Raw genomic sequence first — 14850 nt, forward strand, 5'->3', positions numbered from 1 at the left:
TTTCCTGGACGCTCCGAGAATAAGAAGCGTGTCGACATGCCGTCCTTTGGAGATCGACACGCCCACACGCTTCTCGGGTACTCGGAAAAATGCACCACCGAATGTTCGGCGGCACGTCTCACCTAAACGGAGTCGGCGCCTCGCCGCACTGACGCAGGTTAGCCCCGACGCCTGCGGCAGGTCGGTTGCCCATGCGCTTCTCAATTCACTGCAGTTTGCTGGTGGGAAATCCGCAGCCATCTGTCGTCATCGTTGAGGTAGGTTGAGGCACAGAGGGCCTTGTAGATCGGCACATCCGGTTTCTCTGCCGAGACGCGATAGGTGAGAATTGCGATATCACGACACCGCGTGACGCGCCGTTCGGCCATGACAACGGTGCGCCAGCCGGTCCTTTCCCGAAGATGGGTCCAGATCTGGTCGCCCTGGAGGATCCCGGGCGGATAGGGGAAGACCATGACTGCGTTGGTCGCAGTCGTTGCCCGCGCGTTGTCGGCGCCACTGGTCCAGAAGTGTTCCTCCAAGTCCCAGAGAACGCCCTGTTCGCGAGGCGATAGCGTCCCGGACTTGTGTGCCGCATGTGCCGGTCTGCCCATGGCTGCGGTTGAGACGGTCATTCGCCTGACCCCGACCCGCCAACCATGAACATCTGAAACAGTACAAAGATGATCGCGAGCACCGCCCAGATCGCTCCGCTTGCTCCCGGGCGCCCGTCGGCGACCGTCGAGGCAGCTCGCTTCAGGCTACCTGACGCCCGGCCTTCGGGAAGCAGCTCGCTCAAGTCTCGTGCGACCCTCCCGTGATCGCTGGCGAGCGCGGGTACGTCCCGAAATCGGGCAAGCAGCGTTCCCAAGCGTGCCTGCGCGGCGTCGTGCCCCAGCGTGACCAGTTCAGCGGTTTCCTTCCATGGATCGAGGCCGAGCCGCGCGAGAGTGGAGAGTACAGTCACGGCATAGCCGTTCCGGTCCTTGCCGACGTATGCTTGGAGAAACCGATCGAACTCGGGCGGGTGCGGGTTGAGAACATTGTTGTCGGCCATCGCCAATCCTTTCAAGGGTTGCAGGAACCCAGATCGCTCCTGTTTCCCAAAGGATACGCGCAGGTCGGTCTCGCCGCCCTTACACGGGTCAGTGTGGGCGACTGCCCAAAGGACGGGGTCGCAGCCGGTTCGGTGCCCGGGACTAACATGCGTCAGCACCAGTCGGACGATCCCGAGGTACAAGACACTCAATCGTTCGACTGGTCCGTCCCGCATTCCAAGGGGCCGTCAACAGTGGTGAGCGACGGATCTGCCAAAATCGTGGAGGCCAGAGATGAGCGTGCGTTCATCCAGTTTGAGGGTGACTTTCCTGCACCCGTTCAGCCTAGCCGATTTTCCGGACGTACTTCCGGCCGGGGACTACGAAGTCCTGATTCAAGAGGAACTTCTCCGCGGACAGGGTTTCGAAACCTATCAGAGGACGGCGATCCATATGACCGTTCCTGGCAGAGGTGATCGGGCGGGTTGGATGGAACTGCACAGGATATCAGAGCGCGACCTGAATGAGGCGCTGAGCCGGGATCAGGGACCGACTGAGATGAACAACTACAGCGAAGCGGCGCTTTCTCCGCAGGAGGACTGAAAATGAATACTCCCGAATGGCTCAAACCCGGCATCTATGGTGCCGTGATCGGTGCGGTTTTCGTCGGCGTGGTCGGTTTTACCTGGGGCGGCTGGGTGACCGGCGGCACCTCGAACGACCGGGCGGTGGCGATGTCCCGTAACGATGTCGTCGCCTCAATGGTACCGGTCTGCCTCGACATGGCGCGGTCAGACCCGGCTCGTGCGGACAAGCTTGCAACGATCCGAGCAGCTTCAACCTACCAGAAGCGCGACGCTCTCATGACCGCCGGCTGGGCGACGATGCCAGGAACCGATGCCCCAGACCGAGACATTGCGCAAGCCTGCCTGAAGGAACTGGACCTCTGAGGTCATGCCGTTCAGAGCCGACGATGTGATGGCGCAAAACGGGTCGCACCGTCAAACGCGCGAGCCAGGCATCGCCCCGAGTGCCAAAACCGAGATAGGAGCTTGCGATGCCTTCTGATGATAATGGACCGGAAGATCGCGGACCTTGGAAAAACAAGCAGACCCGCGTTCCCCCTGAGGTTGATGCAATTCTCATGCGGGGCCGGGATCGGCTGCACGGCATCCTGCCGGACGGTCTGCCACCGGTGAAGCGTCTTGCAATCGGGGCCGCCATTGCGCTTGCGGCGTTTGGGGCGTGGACCTCATATTACACGGTGCCGAGCGACTCCGTCGCAATTGTCCAACGGTTCGGGAAGTACGTGGCCGAGGTCCCTCCGGGGCTGCACTTCAAGATCCCGTTCGGGATCGACGTGACCACGTTGGTCCCGGTCAAGCGCCAGCTGAAACAGGAGTTCGGGTTTACGACTCCGGGTGCCTCCGATCCCTATCAGAGCCCGACGGACGGGCGCCGCGAGACCGAGATGGTGACTGGCGATCTCAACGCCGCGCTCGTGGAGTGGGTGGTGCAGTACCGGATTTCCGAACCTCGGAAATTTCTGTTCGAGGTGCGTGAGCCGAGCGCGACCCTGCGCTACGTCTCGGAGTCCGTCATGCGCGAAGTCGTGGGAGACCGCACAGTCGACGAGGTGATCACCGTCGGGCGCCAGGAAATCGAAAGCGAAGCCCTGCTGAAGATGCAGGCGCTTGCGACCAAATACGCGATGGGCATCAGCATCGATCAGGTACAGCTGAAGAACATCAATCCGCCCCAGCCGGTTCAAGCCTCGTTCAACGAGGTCAACCAGGCACAACAAGAGAAGGAGCGGATCATCAATGAGGCCCGCCGCGAATACAACCGCGTCATACCTCTGGCCGAAGGCGAAAAGGACCAGCGGATCCGCGAAGCCGATGGGTATCGCCTGAGGCGGATCAACGAAGCCGAGGGCGATGCGGCCAGATTCAAGGCGCTCCTGACGGAATACCGTCTGGCGCCCGAAGTTACCCGGCGCCGGATCTACATCGAAACCCTTCAGGATGTTCTGCCGGGAATTGGTTCCAAGATCATTGTCGACGGGTCCACGGCAAGCATCCTGCCGCTTTTGAACCTTGATCGACAGACAGGAGAGCAACGATGAAGACCCTTTCGCTTATTGCCTCGGTGATCGCGGTTGCCGGGGTCGTCGCTGCGTCATCCGCCGTCTACACGGTCGGCGAGGTCGAACAGGCCATCATCACCCAGTTCGGCAAGCCGGTCGGCGCGCCGATCACCGAGGCTGGTCTCAAGTTGAAACTCCCCTTCGTTCAGGAGGTTAACCGGATCGACAGCCGGGTTCTGGAGTGGGACGGCTCGCCATCGGACATGCCCACCAAGGACAAGCTCTATATCTCGGTCGATCTCTTCGCGCGCTGGAAGATCACCGACCCTCTGCAGTACTTTCTGCGCCTGCGCGACGAGCGCAGCGCCCAGTCGCGCCTCGATGATATCCTCGGCAGCGAGACGCGGAACGCCGTCGCCAAGCACGAACTCATCGAGATTGTGCGCACGACCAGGGGCCGGACACCGCTTCGCGACACGCTTCTGACTGATCAGGAGCTTGCGCAGGACATTGGCGCACTGGTTCCCATCACGAAGGGGCGGGCGCTGGTCGAGCAGCAGATCTTCGAGGCGGCGGCGGAGAAGGTGCGCGTCTTCGGGATTGAGCTTCTCGACATTCGTTTCAAGCGCATAAACTACAATGAGAGCGTGCGACCCAAGATTTATGACCGCATGATCTCGGAGCGCCGGCAGATCGCCGAAAGGTTCCTGTCCGAAGGCAACGGTGAAGCGGCCCGTATTCAAGGCAACAGAGTGCGCGATCTCAACAAGATCCAGTCCGAAGCCTATCGCGCCGTCGAGGAAATCCGCGGTGCCGCCGATGCCGCAGCAGCAGCAATCTATGCGGGCGCCTACAATGTCGATGCCGTTTCGGTCGAATTCTACGATTTCACCCGAACCATGCAGGCCTACGGCGACATGATCTCGGACGACACAACGCTTGTCCTGACGACGGACAGCGATCTATTCCAGTTCCTGCGCGGCATGCAGGGCGAGGCAGACCCACTCCGCGATCCGGGCAGCGTCCCAGGCGACGGTGGCGTGGCGTCAATCGGCAGGGCCCGACCAGCGCAAGACCCCGCGACGCCAATCTTGACACAGACGGAGGTCGAAGCAGGCCGATAGGTTCATGTTGGAAGGTTTCAAGCATGAATAGAGGGTATCAATCGGGAAGCACGTCAATGACACCTGGACCACCGCGCTCGGTTTCTGTCCGCTTCTGAGCAAGACACACCCACTTAAATTCCGTGCCCCTAACCTGCGTCAGCGCACGATTTGCGCTTGGCTGGTAGGTGGATGGCAAGATCTGGATCGCGATGAGGCGAGGGCCTGCCTGCCCAGGCTCAAGGACACGACATCCAGCGTCGCACCGCGCAGCGAGGAGGACAATACGCTATGACATCAGTCAAACATCTCACCAGGATGGCCGCAGAGACGACCGATCTTGAACGGCGCGTGCTGGCCCATGAACGGATCCTGCAGGCTCTGATCGCCTACATGGCCCGTACCGAGCCGCGTTTCGTGGACCACCTGCGAGAACGGTTCGTGGAGCCGATGAAAGTGACCCAGCGCGAGCACGACCACCGCGAAACCGATGATTATGCGGCAGAATTCATTCGCGCTGTGATGCTCCTCGGAGAAGCGCACGTGCCAAAGGCGAAGGAGCCGGAAATGACCGACATGAAACCCGTGCCGCCGAAAAGCAGAGGAGCAAAGGATTCTTCCATGGACCGGCCGGCACAGCGCGGTGGGGTTCAGGTTCGCGAAAGAAACGGCATCTGGGAGGTGCAGGTCGACGGCAAGTTCCGCGGCGACTACCACCAGAAGGAACATGCTCTTGCCGCTGCGGCCTTGCACAAATTGTCGCCCCGATGACCAGCAGCACCCACCCTACAGTCCCGACGGACTTCGCGATCCAAGTGGCTGAGAACGAAGGCATGCCAACGAGACCGAATTCCAGAGTCTCCCCGCCATCGCCCGCGCCAACTCGACGGCTGACCGGAACGCTCACGCTTGGGCCATCGAAGACACGCGGGGCAACCGGCGGACTCTGGTCCGCCAAGGAGAAAGCGGCGATGAGACATCCGCTGGCGAGGCTGATCGCGGGGACGGCAGTTATAGCGGGTCTGATCGCGTCCTTCGCCTTCCCCGTCCTTGCGAAGGATGGTACTGACGCGATGCCTCGGACGCTCACCCTTGCAAGATGATCATGACATGACCAGGCGCGGCCGTATGTCCGGCATGCGCGTCAGCATCGGGTGCCGTCTGCGCTACAGCTTCCCGCAGCCGACGCCGCTGATTGCGATGCTGAACGTCCACTACTCGCGCTTTGGCGATCTGGAGCGTGCCGACTATCTCGTGACGCAGCCGAGCGTGCCGCTGGAAAGCTATCGCGACGGGTTCGGCAACTGGTGCACGCGGATGGTGGCCCCGGAGGGCGACTTCTGCCTGTCGACGGATGGCATCTTCCGCGACACGGGCCAGCCTGATCCCTCCATGCCCGGCGCGCGGCAGCACGCGGTTCAGGATCTTCCTTTCGAGACGCTCGTGTTTCTGCAGGGCAGCCGGTATTGCGACACCGACCTCCTATCGGAGGAGGCGTGGCGCCTGTTCGAGACCACGGACGCCGGATGGTCACGCGTCCAGGCGATCTGCGATTTCGTGCACGGACATGTCCGCTTCGACTACATGCAGGCAAAGGCGACGCGCACCGCATCGCAGACCATGGCCGAGCGACAGGGTGTCTGCCGCGACTTAGCCCATCTCGCAATCGCTCTATGTCGTTGCATGAACATTCCGGCCCGCTACTGCACCGGATACCTGAGCGACATCGGTGAGCCTTTGCCTCATCCGCCAGGGGACTTCGCCGCGTGGATGGAGGTTTTTCTCGCTGGTGAATGGCACATGTTCGACCCGCGGAATAACCAGCCGAGGATTGCGAGAATTCTGATCGCGCGTGGCCGCGATGCCGCTGACGTCCCTCTGACCCAGACATTTGGTCAGAACACTTTGACGGAATTCAAGGTCTGGACGGATGAATTGGCCTGACTGACCTCGGCTTTCTTTTCGACGCACCATCGCAATTCGGGTCGCCAGCCCCCATATGTACAGTACCGATGCGAGGTATCCCGGTCCGACATGGACGAGGAGTTGGCGTCGGAAAATCAAAGGATCGATGAAATGTCCTTCAAGGACCTGACCGCCAGGGCTGCGGCTGCGTTAAAGCCCAAGCCTGCGAAAACAGCGACGACCCCTGCCAAGAAGAACGAGCCCATGGCCGCAGGCAAGGAAGCACCCGCGAAGTCCAAGACATCTTGAGACGCACACGGACTACGCGCCTCATTTCTATGAGGGGCGCGGACCAACCGCAGCACCAAGGGAAAGGATCACGCCAATGGAAGAACTGACGAGCAAGACCGTTGCGGTTTTTTCCCGCCCGTTCACCGTTCCAGGCTTTGACGAGACGCTCCCGGCGGGAGAGTACGAGATCGAAACGGAATTGGTTTCACCCCCGGATCAAAAGAATCCCGGAGCCTGGAAAGCCTCCGTCCTGGTGAAACTTCATTCCCGGGCATCGCATCCTGGACTTGCGAGGACGCTCACCGTTTCCCTTGCCGATCTGGACCAAGCACGCGCCAGGGACAAGCTGACGGGCAGGGAGTTGTCCGACTTCTTCCTTGAGGAAATGCTGGCTGATCCGATGGTACAGCTCGTGATGAAGGCCGACGGGGTCTCCGAGGCGCACCTGCGACATCTCTATTCCCGGTCTGGGACGTCCGATGCGACCCTGGCTGCGCCGCCTTCGAAGACGCCCGCCCGAGGAGCGCGGGACGAAGAGTCGATCCGGACCGCCGAAAACGAAGGCATGCCTACGCGACCGGACTCGCCGCCGCCCTTGCGCACCCGTCTGGCTGAGGGGAAAACGTGATGGCGGACCAGGCCATCGCCGAGGGTGACGTACCGGACATCGCGACCCCAAGGTCCGTGGGAGATGTTCCGCAAGAACGCCGATGCCTGCGATGCGAAACCTCGTTCTGGAGCGAAGGCTTCGGAGAACGGATTTGCCGACGCTGCAAGGGGTTGAATGCCTGGCGGAACGCCGTGCCCGTAAGCCCGGGCGCATCTCGCCGCCGCTGATCCCCGCAGCCGCGCGCCGTCTTCCTCAATCCTGACTGGAACATCATTTTGGCCTGCCTCGAGATCGTTCACACCACGACCTACAGATACCGGCACGAGGTGTCTCTCGGGCCGCACAGGTTGATGCTGCGCCCCCGAGAAACAAGGGAACTGCGGCTCCTTGCGCATGCCCTTTCGATTTCTCCGACGGCGACGGTGACCTGGGCGCATGACGTGGCCGGCAACGCTGTCGCCACCGCCGTCTTTGACGGCGTGACGGATCATCTGGCGATCGAGAGCCGTGCTTCCGTGGAACTCACCGCGCCGGCCTGGCCGGTCTTTGCCATCGCTGCCTCGGCCGCGCAGTACCCGTTTGTCTACGCCGACGACGAATGGACGGATCTGGGCGCGTTGACGGTTCCGCAATATCCCGACCCGGACGGCCGGCTTTCCCTATGGGTCGAGGGCTTTGTCATGGCGCGCCCGACCGACACGTTGTCCTTGCTGAAGGACATCAGCAACGGCGTTTCCACGCAAATTCTCTACCAGAGCCGCGATGACGAGGGCACTCAGTCACCGATCGAGACGCTCGACCGGCGATGGGGCTCGTGCCGCGATTTCGCGGTCCTGCTTGCAGAGGCAGCCCGCCGGCTTGGCTTTGGCGCCCGCATCGTCTCGGGCTATCTGTCCGATCCCGAAATGAGCCTCGTTGGGTCGGCGGGTTCAGGGTCTACCCATGCTTGGGTCGAGATATTTGTCCCCGGTGCTGGATGGATTGCCTTCGATCCAACGAACCGAAGTGTCGGGTCTCAGAACCTGATTCCAGTCGCAGTCGGTCGCGGCATTCACCAAATCGTGCCGGTCTCGGGCAGTTTTTCAGGCGGGCGGGGTGCCCTTTCTGATCTTGCGGTCGGAGTTGAGGTGCGACTTGCAGCACACGATGATGCAGCTGCTATGATGGATTCGACAGTTTTGTATTTAAATACAAAAGTGTAATGGGCATCGTGTGCGCTGTATATGCAACTTGAAATCGCGCTATGGCGCGCTTCGCTCAGCGATTGGCGGTTGCGTCGATCTGGTCTATTTGAAGTCTGTTTGAACCTATGAATTCATTTTTTGCTCTAAAGCCCGTCATCGGGTAGCTCGCGGTTTTGAAAGCGGCGATACGACGTTCCCTATCACAGCCGCGGTGCACCTTGCGATTTTTACTCTCGTCGCACCGAAACACGGTGCTGACCGAGATCAGGGTTTCCGCGGGCCGTTTGCGCCACCATCGCGGCAACACCAGAATCGATGCATGATGGATCACAGGCATGAACGCAACGACGCTCGCTCCGGAACTGGCCCAATCTGGGCTAACTGCAGCCGAGGCGAAGGCGCGGTTGGCCGCTGACGGACCCAATGAATTGGCGACGACAAAGCGGAGGTCTTCCTTTCGCATCGTATTGGACGTTCTGAAAGAGCCGATGCTGGTGCTGCTCTTGGTGGGGGGCGTGGTCTATCTTTTGTTGGGCAGTCGAGCCGAAGCGCTGATCCTGCTGGCCTTCGCCTGCATGTCCATCGGTATCACGGCGGTGCAGGAGGCTCGCACCGGTCGAGTGCTGGAGGCGCTGCGTGATCTGTCCAGCCCCCGCGCACTGGTGATCCGGGACGGTGCGCGCCTGCGTATCGCGGGGCGTGAAGTGGTGCGCGGTGACCTGATCGTATTGTCCGAGGGCGACAGGGTGCCAGCCGACGCGATGCTGATCGAGTCCGCGGACCTGTCGGCGGACGAGTCCCTCTTGACGGGCGAGGCTGAGGCCGTGCGCAAGACGGTGGGAGCGGGAGGGGCCGATGTGCGTCCGGGCGGCCACGACTTGCCGCAAGTGTTTGCCGGCACGCTGATCGTGCGCGGATCGGCGCTGGCCGAGGTCACCGCGATTGGCGCTGAAAGTGAGATCGGCAAGATCGGCAAAAGCCTGAGCCAGATCGAGCCCGAGACGCCTCATTTGCAAAGCCAGATGCGGCGCCTTGTGATTGCCATGGCTGGAATAGGCATAGGCATAAGCGCGGTTGTCGTAGCGCTTTACGGTTTCTTGCGCGGCGGTTGGCTGGATGCCCTGCTGGCCGGGATCGCGGTCGGCATGGCGATGCTGCCCGAAGAGTTTCCGATGGTCCTTGCGGTTTTCATGGCAATGGGGGCCTGGCGCATTTCCAAGGCCCGAGTGCTGACGCGCCGCGCCTCCGCCATTGAAGCTTTGGGGTCGGCAAGCGTGCTGTGCACCGACAAGACCGGGACTCTTACCGAGAACCGCATGACAATTGTCGCCTTGCAACTGGTCGATGGCTCAGCCCACCAGATTGCAGGGAAAGTGCCCTTGCCCCCCGCCTTTCGCGAGCTGGCCGCGGCAGGCGTCATGGCCTCGGCACCCGAGCCGTTCGACCCGATGGAAGTGGCGTTTCACGCGCTGGCAGCCGATGACCTGCGGGAAGGTGAGACCTTGCCGGGGGCTGGGCGGACTCTGATCCGCAGTTATCCGCTGTCGCCCGATCTTCTGGCCATGTCGCAGGTCTGGCAGGCCGAGGATGCCTTTGCCATAGCTGCCAAGGGCGCACCCGAGGCGATTGCCGATCTGTGCAAGCTGGAAGCAGATCAGCGAGTCGTCATCTCGGCACAACTGGACGCGATGGCCGCCAAGGGTCTGCGCGTGCTGGCTGTGGCCGAGGCGTCATGGCCGGCCGGGCAGGACCTGCCCGAGACGCAGACCGGGTTTGCCTTTCGACTGCTGGGCCTCGTCGGTCTGGCTGACCCCGTGCGTACCTCGGTCCCCGCTGCCGTGGCTGAATGTCGGACGGCAGGAATTCAGGTTATCATGATCACCGGGGACCATCCGGTCACGGCGCGCGCGATTGCGGCCGAAGCGGGGTTACCCGGCGATATCGTGCTGACGGGGGATGATCTGTCGGCGATGTCGGAGGATGACCTTGCCACAGCGGTCACGACCGTAACGATCTTCGCCCGCATCCTGCCCGAACAGAAACTGCGTATCGTCAATGCGCTAAAGGCCAAAGGCGCCGTAGTGGCGATGACAGGCGACGGGGTGAACGATGCGCCCAGCCTCAAGGCCGCCGATATCGGCGTGGCGATGGGCGAACGTGGCACGGATGTTGCGCGCGAGGCGGCGTCGATTGTCTTGTTGGACGATGATTTCGGCTCCATCGTCACAACGGTACGGCTGGGCCGACGGATCTATGACAACCTGCGCAAGGCAATGAGCTTTATCATCGCCGTGCATGTGCCGATTGCGGGTCTTGCGCTAATGCCGCTGCTTTTTGGCATGCCGCTTTTGTTTGGCCCAGTGCATATCGCCTTTCTGGAGATGGTGATCGACCCTGTCTGTGCGCTGGTCTTCGAGGCCGAGCGCGAAGAGGACGGCGTGATGCAACGCCCGCCGCGCCCTGCGGATGAGCCGCTGTTTTCCTGGCCCACAGTGGTCTGGAGCCTGTTGCAGGGCCTGATGGTGCTGGGGATTTCGGGCTCTGCTGCGTGGTTTGCGCCCGGCTACGGCCTTGATCCCGATCAGGTGCGCGGACTGGCGTTTGCCACGCTGGTTTTCGGCGTTGTCGCGTTGATCCTGATCGATCGGTCCAACTCCAATTCGATCTTGTCGGCACTGCTGCGGCCGAACAAGGCGCTGGCCGTCGTGCTGCCGATTGTGGCGTCGCTGCTTGCGGTGACATTCGTTTGGGCTCCGGCCCGGGATATGTTCGGTTTTGGCGTGCTCGGCGGCATCTGGCTGGCCGTGCCGCCCCTGGCCGGGGTCGGGGTTCTGCTGGCGCTGGAAGCGCTGAAGCCGCTTTGGCGCATGGTTCTGAGCGCGCGTGAACAGGCCGAACGACCAGGGGCAAAACCTTAATCGGCTTGATGGCAGTGCAGGGCGAGCTGCTCTGCGGTCTGTTCCCATTGCCGCTAGAGTTCGACCCGTCGCAGCCGCAGTGCGTTGGTGATGACTGAGACCGAGGAGAGGCTCATAGCCGCCGCGGCAATCATGGGAGACAGGAGCAGGCCGCTGAGGGGATAGAGCAATCCTGCTGCGATCGGCACGCCAAGCGCATTATAGGCGAAGGCGAAGAACAGGTTTTGCTTGATGTTGCGCAGGGTGGCGCGGGCCAGCTTGCGCGCCCGCACGATGCCCATGAGGTCGCCGCCGAGTAGGGTGATCCCCGCGCTTTCCATCGCCACGTCTGCGCCGGTGCCCATGGCGATGCCCACATCTGCTGCAGCCAGGGCGGGGGCGTCGTTCACCCCATCGCCCGCCATCGCGATCTTGTGCCCCTCTCGACGCAACTGGTCGATTAGGTACTTCTTGGCTTCGGGCAGCACGCCGGCGCGCACCTCATCGATCCCGAGTTTGCCCGCCACCGCTTGCGCGGTGCGATCATTGTCACCTGTTGCCATGATAACCCGCAGGCCCAGAGCATGAAGTTCCTTGATCGCCTGCGCGGTGCTTTCTTTGATTGGATCGGCCACTGCGACGATGCCCGCCAGCGCCCCGTCGACCGCGATGAACATCGCCGTCTTGCCCTCGGTGCGAAGGGTGTCGGCCCTATCTTCGGCCACGCCCGTGTCGAGCCCCAGGTCCTTCATCATCGCCGCATTGCCGAGGACAACTGCGCGCCCGCCGATCTGTCCGCGCACGCCTTTGCCGGTGACAGCCGCAAACTCGGCGGCCTCTTGCCGGGCGGCGCCCGCCGCCTCGGCCCCCTCCACGATCGCTTCGGCCAGCGGGTGTTCCGAGCCGCGTTCCAGCGCCGCGGCCAGCGACAGTAGCTCGGCCTCTGTGATATCGGCAAGCGCCACCATATCGGTCAGTTTCGGCTTGCCCATGGTCAGCGTGCCGGTCTTGTCGACGATCAGTGTGTCGACGCCCGCCATGCGTTCCAGCGCCTCAGCATCCTTTATGAGCACGCCCGCCTGCGCTCCGCGCCCCGCCGCCGTGGTGATCGAGATCGGGGTCGCCAGCCCAAGCGCGCAGGGGCATGCGACGATCAGCACCGACACGGCGGCTGCCATTGCAAAGACCAGCACGGGTTCCGGGCCGAAGATCATCCAGAGCGCAAAGGCGAGGATCGCCACACCGACCACGGTCAGCACAAAGACTGCCGAGACCCGGTCTGCCACCCCTGGATCGGGGCGCGCGACCGCTTCGCGTTCGACACCATCGCCACGATCTGCGCCAGCACTGTATTTGCACCGACCTTGCTCGCTTCGATCACGAGGCTGCCGTTCTTGTTGATCGTGGCCCCGGTCACCGCATCGCCCGGACCTTTTTCCAACGGCATCGACTCGCCCGTCAGCATGCTTTCATCTAAAGAGGATCGCCCCTCGATCACCACGCCATCGACCGGGACCGCATCGCCGGGTCGCACACGCGAGCGATCGCCCTCCACGATGGAGTCCAACGGAACGTCGCTTTCGGAGCCATCTGCCTCGATGCGCCGCGCGGTCTTTGGCGCGAGGTCAAGAAGCGCTCGGATCGCATCGCCCGTGCGTTCGCGCGCCCGCAGTTCCAGCACCTGGCCGAAAAAGACCAGCGCCACGATCACCACCGATGCCTCGAAATAGGTGCCAACGCCATCGCCTGTTCGGGATTTTTCGGGGAATAGGCCGGGCAAGAATACCGCAAAAAGCGAATAAATATAGGCCGCCGCCACGCCCAGCGAGATCAACGTCCACATGTTCGACGACCGGTTGACGATTGACGCCCATCCACGTTGGAAAAACGGCAGTGCGGCCCAAAGGACGACTGGCGTCGCCAGCGCCAACTCAAGATAGCCCGCGGTCTTAGCCCCAAGCCAGTCGCGCACGGGCAAACCCACCATCGGCCCCATCGTCAGCACGATCAGCGGGGCAGCCGCCGCCACCGAGATCCACATGCGGCGGGTGAAGTCCACCAGCTCGTGGTTTGGCCCGTCCGTCGGCTCCATCGGTTCCAGCGCCATACCGCAGAGCGGGCAGGCACCGGGTGCGTCCCGAAGGATCTCGGGGTGCATCGGGCAGGTGTACTGGACCTCGGCCGGGGCGGTGTTAACGGGCTGGTCAGGCGGGCAAGTGGCGTACGATGGCGGATCGGCCTTGAAGGTCGCCTGACATTTTTTCTGAGCAGAAATGATATGTTTTGCCGTCAAACGTCTCGGACCGAGTGTCAGGCTTCAGCGTAACGGTCATCCCGCAGACTGGGTCGACGTCAGCAGACCCGGTGTCCGGGTCGCCCTCCAGCTCCGAAAGATCGTCGTCGGTTGGGTCCCGATGGTCTGTTTGCGGATGGGTGGGGGACATGCAAAGCTCCTTGAGTTTGCTTGAGCCCGCACCAGCAGCCTGATGCGGTTTCACGAATTGCCCGCGACCGCCCCTTGTTTGGAGGGCAGGGCCATGTGACGCCGGTCTTCAGCAGCTCAGATCGCCGCCACGGCCTTGGCCAGCAGGTCGCGCACCTGGCCTGCAACGGCCGTCAACTCAGCGTTTTCGATCGCCTGCATCGAGGCCACCGGGTCGACCGCGCTGACCTCGACCCCGCCCTCAACCTCGCGCAGGATCACGTTGCAGGGCAACATGGCGCCGACGCGTGGTTCGAACCCAATGGCTTGATAGGCCATCTTCGGGCTGCAGGCGCCGAGGATTCTGTAGGGCGGCATCTCGACATCCAGCTTCTTCTTCATCGTCGCCTTGACGTCGATCTCGGTCAGAACGCCAAAGCCATTTTCGGCCAGCGCTGTGCGTGTTCGGGCGTCAATATCCTCGAAGGATACCCCCTCGAAGGTGCGGTTGATCGTGTAGTTCATGGCAGCATCCTTTCAGTCGAAACCATCGACCGCGTGGTCCGGCCTTTCCGAGGCGCGTGTCCGGGCTGCCGCATCGGGCTCAAGGCCCACGCTTCGAAGGTCTTTATCTCTTCGTTATGATATCCCCTGAAAGCAGCGCACAGAGTGATGCAGATTAGTGTGCGTTCGGGACATTTCCGATTTGATGATCGCAGAGCGGCTTTTGCCGCCACATTCAAGGAGATGTCCGATGAGAATCTGGATTGCGGCACGCTCGACGACCTTGGCCATCGGAGCGGCCCTGACGGCCAACATGGCCTTAGCGCAAGCCGATGAAATGCCCAACCGTGATGCACCCTTCTATCACGGGCACGATATGATGTGGGGCGGTGATCAATGGGGAGGGTTCGGAATGGTACTTGGTCCGATCTTCATGATCCTAATCCTAGTCGGGATCGTCGTTGGTGCAATCTACCTCCTGCGGCTGTTCGGCGTGGCCGGTAGTGGCGGGCCTGCACCTGATCGGGCGCTGATGTTGCTCAAGGAGCGCTACGCAAAGGGTGAAATCGACACTCAGGAATTTGAAGAGCGCAAGAAATTGCTGGCGCACTGACTGATGTCAATCTGGCAGGAATTCCGATGTGCCAAGCTCAGCGATGTAGGTGGGCAATGGCCGTTCTCAGAACAGATAGGAATACAATGAACCGGATCGTATACATCGTCGGCCTCGTGGTCATTGTCTTGTTCATACTCGGCTTTTTCGGCCTTCGCTGAGTGCGGATATATTTGTAGCGGAACAATTGGAGGCAAAGCGATGACTAAAGGGAAAACC

Annotated in this window: 16 protein-coding genes and 1 pseudogene; 12 read left to right on the plus strand and 5 right to left on the minus strand. The window is 61.9% G+C overall.

What is annotated here, in order from left to right; all coding sequences use genetic code 11:
- Positions 1-200: 200 nt before the first annotated feature.
- Both GQ651_RS14110 and GQ651_RS14115 read right to left on the minus strand, forming a co-directional pair.
- Complete coding sequence (locus GQ651_RS14110; RefSeq protein WP_227258184.1) at positions 201-614, minus strand: hypothetical protein; 414 nt, start codon at positions 612-614, stop codon at positions 201-203.
- Positions 611-1036: a hypothetical protein gene (locus GQ651_RS14115; protein WP_160764850.1), complete on the minus strand. Its 426-nt coding sequence runs from the start codon at positions 1034-1036 to the stop codon at positions 611-613. The genes GQ651_RS14110 and GQ651_RS14115 overlap by 4 nt, the downstream gene beginning before the upstream one ends.
- A 274-nt stretch (positions 1037-1310) precedes the next feature.
- On the opposite strand from GQ651_RS14115, the gene GQ651_RS14120 reads away from it, so the two are divergent.
- The 10 genes from GQ651_RS14120 (at position 1311) to GQ651_RS14160 (ending at position 8213) form a co-directional block, all read left to right on the plus strand.
- On the plus strand, positions 1311-1619 hold the full coding sequence (locus GQ651_RS14120; protein ID WP_227258185.1) for a hypothetical protein: 309 nt from the start codon (positions 1311-1313) through the stop codon (positions 1617-1619).
- Between the two features lie 2 nt (positions 1620-1621).
- Positions 1622-1966, plus strand: coding sequence for a hypothetical protein (locus GQ651_RS14125; RefSeq protein ID WP_160764851.1), 345 nt, complete (start codon positions 1622-1624; stop codon positions 1964-1966).
- 107 nt (positions 1967-2073) lie between these two features.
- Entirely contained in the window at positions 2074-3141 is a 1068-nt protein-coding gene (gene hflK / locus GQ651_RS14130; RefSeq protein WP_160764852.1) for an FtsH protease activity modulator HflK, read from the plus strand.
- On the plus strand, positions 3138-4226 hold the full coding sequence (hflC, locus tag GQ651_RS14135) for a protease modulator HflC (RefSeq protein ID WP_160764853.1): 1089 nt from the start codon (positions 3138-3140) through the stop codon (positions 4224-4226). Before hflK ends, hflC begins: the two co-directional genes overlap by 4 nt.
- A 270-nt stretch (positions 4227-4496) precedes the next feature.
- Positions 4497-4976, plus strand: coding sequence for a hypothetical protein (locus GQ651_RS14140; RefSeq protein ID WP_227258186.1), 480 nt, complete (start codon positions 4497-4499; stop codon positions 4974-4976).
- A gap of 200 nt (positions 4977-5176) precedes the next feature.
- Positions 5177-5308 carry a hypothetical protein gene (locus tag GQ651_RS18965; protein WP_264464705.1) on the plus strand — a complete coding sequence of 44 codons (132 nt, stop codon included), beginning with the start codon at positions 5177-5179 and terminating at the stop codon, positions 5306-5308.
- Positions 5309-5342: 34 nt separating this feature from the next.
- Positions 5343-6149: a transglutaminase-like domain-containing protein gene (locus GQ651_RS14145; RefSeq protein ID WP_227258278.1), complete on the plus strand. Its 807-nt coding sequence runs from the start codon at positions 5343-5345 to the stop codon at positions 6147-6149.
- Positions 6150-6239: 90 nt separating this feature from the next.
- Positions 6240-6419 (plus strand): hypothetical protein, encoded by a 180-nt coding sequence (locus GQ651_RS14150; RefSeq protein ID WP_160764855.1) that lies wholly within the window; start codon positions 6240-6242, stop codon positions 6417-6419.
- Positions 6420-6495: 76 nt separating this feature from the next.
- Entirely contained in the window at positions 6496-7029 is a 534-nt protein-coding gene (locus GQ651_RS14155) for a hypothetical protein (RefSeq protein WP_160764856.1), read from the plus strand.
- Between the two features lie 257 nt (positions 7030-7286).
- Positions 7287-8213, plus strand: coding sequence for a transglutaminase family protein (locus tag GQ651_RS14160; protein ID WP_160764857.1), 927 nt, complete (start codon positions 7287-7289; stop codon positions 8211-8213).
- Positions 8214-8268: 55 nt separating this feature from the next.
- On the opposite strand, the gene GQ651_RS18775 is transcribed toward GQ651_RS14160, so the two are convergent.
- A complete protein-coding gene (locus tag GQ651_RS18775; protein ID WP_227258303.1) occupies positions 8269-8658 on the minus strand; it encodes a hypothetical protein in 390 nt (129 codons plus the stop codon).
- On the opposite strand from GQ651_RS18775, the gene GQ651_RS14165 reads away from it, so the two are divergent.
- Positions 8558-11113, plus strand: coding sequence for a cation-translocating P-type ATPase (locus GQ651_RS14165; RefSeq protein ID WP_227258279.1), 2556 nt, complete (start codon positions 8558-8560; stop codon positions 11111-11113). The two genes, GQ651_RS18775 and GQ651_RS14165, sit on opposite strands and share 101 nt — an antisense overlap.
- Before the next feature lie 53 nt (positions 11114-11166).
- Here GQ651_RS14165 and GQ651_RS14170 read toward each other — a convergent pair.
- Both GQ651_RS14170 and GQ651_RS14175 read right to left on the minus strand, forming a co-directional pair.
- Positions 11167-13425: pseudogene (locus tag GQ651_RS14170) on the minus strand (heavy metal translocating P-type ATPase).
- Between the two features lie 227 nt (positions 13426-13652).
- Entirely contained in the window at positions 13653-14039 is a 387-nt protein-coding gene (locus GQ651_RS14175; protein WP_160764859.1) for a DUF302 domain-containing protein, read from the minus strand.
- A gap of 229 nt (positions 14040-14268) precedes the next feature.
- Between GQ651_RS14175 and GQ651_RS14180 the strand changes: the two genes are divergently transcribed.
- The gene (locus GQ651_RS14180; RefSeq protein WP_227258187.1) at positions 14269-14631 is read left to right on the plus strand and encodes an SHOCT domain-containing protein; all 363 of its coding nucleotides are present in this window, start codon (positions 14269-14271) and stop codon (positions 14629-14631) included.
- The last annotated feature ends 219 nt before the right edge of the window (positions 14632-14850 follow it).

This window comes from Kangsaoukella pontilimi, from assembly GCF_009830125.1.
Taxonomy (GTDB): domain Bacteria; phylum Pseudomonadota; class Alphaproteobacteria; order Rhodobacterales; family Rhodobacteraceae; genus Kangsaoukella; species Kangsaoukella pontilimi.

Excerpts from the sequence above, each read along its gene's own strand:
- GQ651_RS14110 (WP_227258184.1), bottom strand. The coding sequence starts at position 614 with ATGACCGTCTCAACCGCAGCCATGGGCAGACCGGCACATGCGGCACAC.
- GQ651_RS14115 (WP_160764850.1), bottom strand. The coding sequence starts at position 1,036 with ATGGCCGACAACAATGTTCTCAACCCGCACCCGCCCGAGTTCGATCGG.
- GQ651_RS14120 (WP_227258185.1), top strand. The coding sequence starts at position 1,311 with ATGAGCGTGCGTTCATCCAGTTTGAGGGTGACTTTCCTGCACCCGTTC.
- GQ651_RS14125 (WP_160764851.1), top strand. The coding sequence starts at position 1,622 with ATGAATACTCCCGAATGGCTCAAACCCGGCATCTATGGTGCCGTGATC.
- hflK (WP_160764852.1), top strand. The coding sequence starts at position 2,074 with ATGCCTTCTGATGATAATGGACCGGAAGATCGCGGACCTTGGAAAAAC.
- hflC (WP_160764853.1), top strand. The coding sequence starts at position 3,138 with ATGAAGACCCTTTCGCTTATTGCCTCGGTGATCGCGGTTGCCGGGGTC.
- GQ651_RS14140 (WP_227258186.1), top strand. The coding sequence starts at position 4,497 with ATGACATCAGTCAAACATCTCACCAGGATGGCCGCAGAGACGACCGAT.
- GQ651_RS18965 (WP_264464705.1), top strand. The coding sequence starts at position 5,177 with ATGAGACATCCGCTGGCGAGGCTGATCGCGGGGACGGCAGTTATAGCG.
- GQ651_RS14145 (WP_227258278.1), top strand. The coding sequence starts at position 5,343 with ATGCGCGTCAGCATCGGGTGCCGTCTGCGCTACAGCTTCCCGCAGCCG.
- GQ651_RS14150 (WP_160764855.1), top strand. The coding sequence starts at position 6,240 with ATGGACGAGGAGTTGGCGTCGGAAAATCAAAGGATCGATGAAATGTCC.
- GQ651_RS14155 (WP_160764856.1), top strand. The coding sequence starts at position 6,496 with ATGGAAGAACTGACGAGCAAGACCGTTGCGGTTTTTTCCCGCCCGTTC.
- GQ651_RS18775 (WP_227258303.1), bottom strand. The coding sequence starts at position 8,658 with ATGCGAAAGGAAGACCTCCGCTTTGTCGTCGCCAATTCATTGGGTCCG.
- GQ651_RS14175 (WP_160764859.1), bottom strand. The coding sequence starts at position 14,039 with ATGAACTACACGATCAACCGCACCTTCGAGGGGGTATCCTTCGAGGAT.
- GQ651_RS14180 (WP_227258187.1), top strand. The coding sequence starts at position 14,269 with ATGAGAATCTGGATTGCGGCACGCTCGACGACCTTGGCCATCGGAGCG.